The organism is Henriciella sp. (assembly GCF_049649345.1).
GTDB lineage: Bacteria > Pseudomonadota > Alphaproteobacteria > Caulobacterales > Hyphomonadaceae > Henriciella.
Genome location: NZ_JBARZC010000347.1, coordinates 1 through 3,825, shown reverse-complemented (window position 1 = coordinate 3,825; position 3,825 = coordinate 1). Strand labels below are relative to the sequence as shown.

Below are 3,825 nucleotides of genomic sequence, written 5' to 3'. Positions count from 1 at the left end.
CGGTGGCAAATCCGGATGGCGGCCGGAACGCTGACCCTGCTGATGCCGCTTCAGATATGGGCCGGCCACTGGTCGGGCGAGGTTGCCCATCATCATCAGCCGGCCAAGGTCGCGGCGATAGAGGGCTGGTGGGATACTGCGGAGGTTCAGCCGACCATTCTGTTCGGCTGGCCGGACGAGGAAGAAGAAACCACGCATTTCGCAGTCGCCGTCCCCGGGACCAGCGATTTTCTCTTCTCCGGCTCCGATCCGCTGCTTGGATTGAAGGACTTTCCTGAAAGCGAACGCCCGCCTGTCCTGCTGGTCTTCTGGGCTTTCCGTTTCATGGTTGCAGCCGGCCTGGCCATGCTGGTGCTTGGCATTTGGGGCGCGGTCCTCTGGTGGCGCGGGCGGATTGACCGGCCGGGTATCTTTCACTGGCTTGCCGTGCCCGGAGGCGCGCTCGGTTTCATCGCGGTGGTGACCGGCTGGATCACAGCAGAAGTCGGCCGCCAGCCCTACACCGTCTACGCCACGGAAAACGTCCCCGGTCTCAGGACCGAGGACAGTCTCGCGCCCGTTAGCGCAGGCCAGGTCGCGACATCGCTGCTCATTTTCATGATCGTCTACGCCATCGTCTTTACAGCGGGCAGTGTCTACATGGCGCGCATCGCAACGCGCGGCTTCGGCGACGATCCGGCCGATCCGCCAGAGCGCGAACATCGCGCCCCTGGCAGCCCGCTCGGCTCTGTCGATGACAAGGCCGAAGTGCCGGCCACCGACCCACAACCGGCCGAATAGGGAGCAGCGTCATGGATCTTCCGCTAATCTGGTCGGTACTGATCGCCACGGCGGTCATGCTTTATGTCCTGCTCGACGGTATGGATCTCGGCATCGGCATCCTGACGGGCCTCGCCAAATCCGATGACGAACGCAATCTGATGACCGCGACCATCGAACCGGTCTGGGATGGCAACGAGACATGGCTGATTCTCGGGGGCGGCGGCCTGTTTGCGGCTTTCCCACTGGCTTACGCCATCCTGATGCCCGCCTTTTATCTGCCGGTTCTTCTGATGCTGGCCGCGCTGATTTTCAGGGGCGTGGCTTTCGAATTCCGCCACAAGGCGGTGCGCAAACCCACAACACTCTTCTGGAACGGCGCTTTCTTTGGCGGCTCGCTTGTCGCCGCCCTGTCTCAGGGGCTGATCCTTGGCGGGTTTATACAAGGCGTCACCGTCGAAGGGCGCCAGTTTGCCGGCGGTCCGCTCGACTGGCTGACGCCCTTCTCGCTGCTCGTCGCTGTCTCTGTCGCGATTGGCTATGTGCTGCTTGGCGCTTGCTGGCTGGTCCTGAAGACGGAGGGCGAAATCCAGGCGCGGGCGCGGCGGAGAGCCTTGTTTGCACTGGCAGGTGTGGCGGTCTGCTTCGCCGCCGTGAGCCTTGCGACGCTGTCGATCGATCCGCGCGTGACGGAGCGCTGGGGCTTCTCGATGGCGCACATGGAGTTCGAGAAACTGCTGCCACTGACACCCATTCCACTCGCCGGGCTTGTTCTGACTGTCCTTGCGGCGCGTGACCTGATGATGAAAGTCGGCGCGCCGGACTGGCGACCCTATCTTTTCTCGGCCGGTATTTTCCTGTCAGGCTATCTCGGGCTCGCCGTTAGCCTGTTTCCCAATCTCGTGCCGTTCGATGTCGATATCTGGGAAGCGGCGGCGCGAGACAATGCGCTGATGCTGATGCTGGTCGGCGCTGTGATCATGCTGCCGATCATCCTCATCTATACCGGCTATGTGTATTCCCTATTCTGGGGCAAGGTGGACCCGGATGAGGCCTATCATGACTGATCTGATAGAGCCTGTTGGACCGGATGAAGATGGCGGCGGCGGCCGCGTCAGCCTCCTGCGCCGGCTGGCCTGGTTTGCCGGCCTCGCCCTGATCAGCCTCTCTGTTGTGGCTGCAACAGCTTACATCCTGCGCGGCTTTCTGTTGCTGGGGTAGGCTCAAGCCCTTCCGATTGCTTGACTTTTGGCCCGGCGAAGGGGACCAAAAGGCATCCGGATTCGTCCGGAACTGTAACAAGAGGACCAGAATATGGCTGGAAAGTTTGAACTCTTCACCGACAAGGCCGGTGAATTCCGCTTTCGTCTGAAGGCGGGCAATGGCGAGATTATCCTGAGCAGCGAAGGCTACAAGAAGCGCGAGGGCGCAGTGAATGGGATCGAGTCGGTCAAGAAGAACGGGCCTGACGATGCCCGCTATGAAAAGAAAGAGGGCGCGTCCGGAAAATTCAGCTTCAATCTCAAGGCCAGCAACGGGCAGGTGATCGGCACGTCGCAGAGCTACAAGACGGAATCCGGCCGCGATAACGGCATTGAGTCGGTGAAGAAAAACGCGCCAACGGCCGCGGTGGCAGAGGCTTAGCCATCGGTGGCGACTAACTGAACGCCGGGGCGTTCAAGTGTTAAAACATCATCAGAACAGAAAACGGCCCGCATCTCTGCGGGCCGTTCTTTAATGTGGTAGTGTCGTCAAGCCTCAGGCGAATTGTGGGGCGATCTTAAGGTTCTTCACCCAGCCGAGCTTCTCATAGATGAGCAGCATGGTGCCGTTATAATCGACGATACGATTCCAGACGCCTTTGCGCGGGCGGTGGAGGGCGGAGATCGGCTCATCATGATGGTGATCGTGGAAGGCTTCCCCGCCGGTGAGCAGTGCCATCATGTGGTCGGCCCAGGCCGGCGTCTTGAGGTGGCCGAGCACATTGATGCCATAGGTCGTTGCATGGAACTGGATGGCGCGGCCGATGATGACGCTGGCATGGATAATCGCGGTCAGGACCAGCGAGCCGCCGGCAGCCCAGACGATGAGATAGATCGCGGCCGGGATCAAAAGGTGGATAATCAGCGAGAGCGAATTGTAGAAGCCATCCATCCAGACAATGACCGGATGGTTCTTCAGCCACATCGGCATCGGGCGCATCAGGTCCGTGCGATCGCGGAAAAGAATCCAGCCGACCCAGGCCCAGCGCTTTGATTCAAACGGGTTGTGCGGGTCGCCGGGGCCGTCCGAGAAGCGGTGATGCTGGGAGTGATAGTTCACCCAGTCCTTCACATTGCCCTGCATGGCGATCATCAGATTGACCATGGTCAGCACCTGCGCCGGCCAGCGCATCTCGCCGGCGCGGTGCTGCATGATGCGGTGAAGCGGCCCGATGCCGGCATTACAGACGAAGATGGTCAGCGCGATCACGCCGAGCGACAGCGGCAGGTACCAGAGCTTCAGTTCGATCTGCGTCAGCGCAAAGCCGAGCGCGACCATCGTTACGAGCAGCGCAATGCCAAGCGCGGGATAAATGAAAGCCGAAAAACAGCTTGCAACATTGAACGTCTTCCACGTTTTTGGGATCGCAAGCGATCGCGGGATCTTAGGCATTCGGCCCTCCGGAAATTAGCGCGTCGGCTCAGTCCAGTGTCGACTGAGTTCGCTTCCAAGATATTAAGAACGATTTGCAACTTCGAAAAGGGGAAATTGTGCGTTGCAGGCTGTGTTCTGAAGCGAATGTAGTCCGATTTGGCTGAACTGCCGCTGAATTGGGCGCGCGCAGCAGCTGCCTGAGCTGTTGCCAAGCGGCGTCCCAAGGTCTGAAATGGAACACGCCAGATAATAATAAAAGCGGGAGGATCATATGGCCGGGCAGGACGGGTTCAATTTACGACGCATCGTCACGGGCGAGGACGAGGAGGGGCGTTCGAAAATACTGCTCGATGAGGGGCCGGCGGCCGATTTCAGGACGGGCGATCTCGGCGGCCTGTTCGAGATCTGGACCGATGCCGTGGCCGGACC

5 protein-coding genes are annotated in these 3,825 nt (G+C 60.3%); 4 read left to right on the top strand and 1 reads right to left on the bottom strand.

The genetic code is table 11. The features are described 5' to 3' along the window. The 4 genes from WA989_RS09500 to WA989_RS09485 form a co-directional block, all read left to right on the top strand. Positions 1–780, top strand: a 780-nt coding sequence (locus WA989_RS09500; RefSeq protein WP_424340260.1) for a cytochrome ubiquinol oxidase subunit I, incomplete at its 5' end; no start/stop codon positions are given. An 11-nt stretch (positions 781–791) separates the two neighbouring features. Further along, entirely contained in the window at positions 792–1,826 is a 1,035-nt protein-coding gene (gene cydB, locus WA989_RS09495; RefSeq protein WP_424340259.1) for a cytochrome d ubiquinol oxidase subunit II, read from the top strand. Next, complete coding sequence (locus WA989_RS09490; protein WP_424340258.1) at positions 1,819–1,980, top strand: hypothetical protein; 162 nt, start codon at positions 1,819–1,821, stop codon at positions 1,978–1,980. Before cydB ends, WA989_RS09490 begins: the two co-directional genes overlap by 8 nt. A gap of 93 nt (positions 1,981–2,073) precedes the next feature. After that, the gene (locus WA989_RS09485; protein WP_424340257.1) at positions 2,074–2,403 is read left to right on the top strand and encodes a YegP family protein; all 330 of its coding nucleotides are present in this window, start codon (positions 2,074–2,076) and stop codon (positions 2,401–2,403) included. Positions 2,404–2,517: 114 nt separating this feature from the next. Here WA989_RS09485 and WA989_RS09480 read toward each other — a convergent pair whose 3' ends face one another. Then, a complete protein-coding gene (locus WA989_RS09480; protein WP_424340256.1) occupies positions 2,518–3,414 on the bottom strand; it encodes an acyl-CoA desaturase in 897 nt (298 codons plus the stop codon). Positions 3,415–3,825 lie beyond the last annotated feature (411 nt).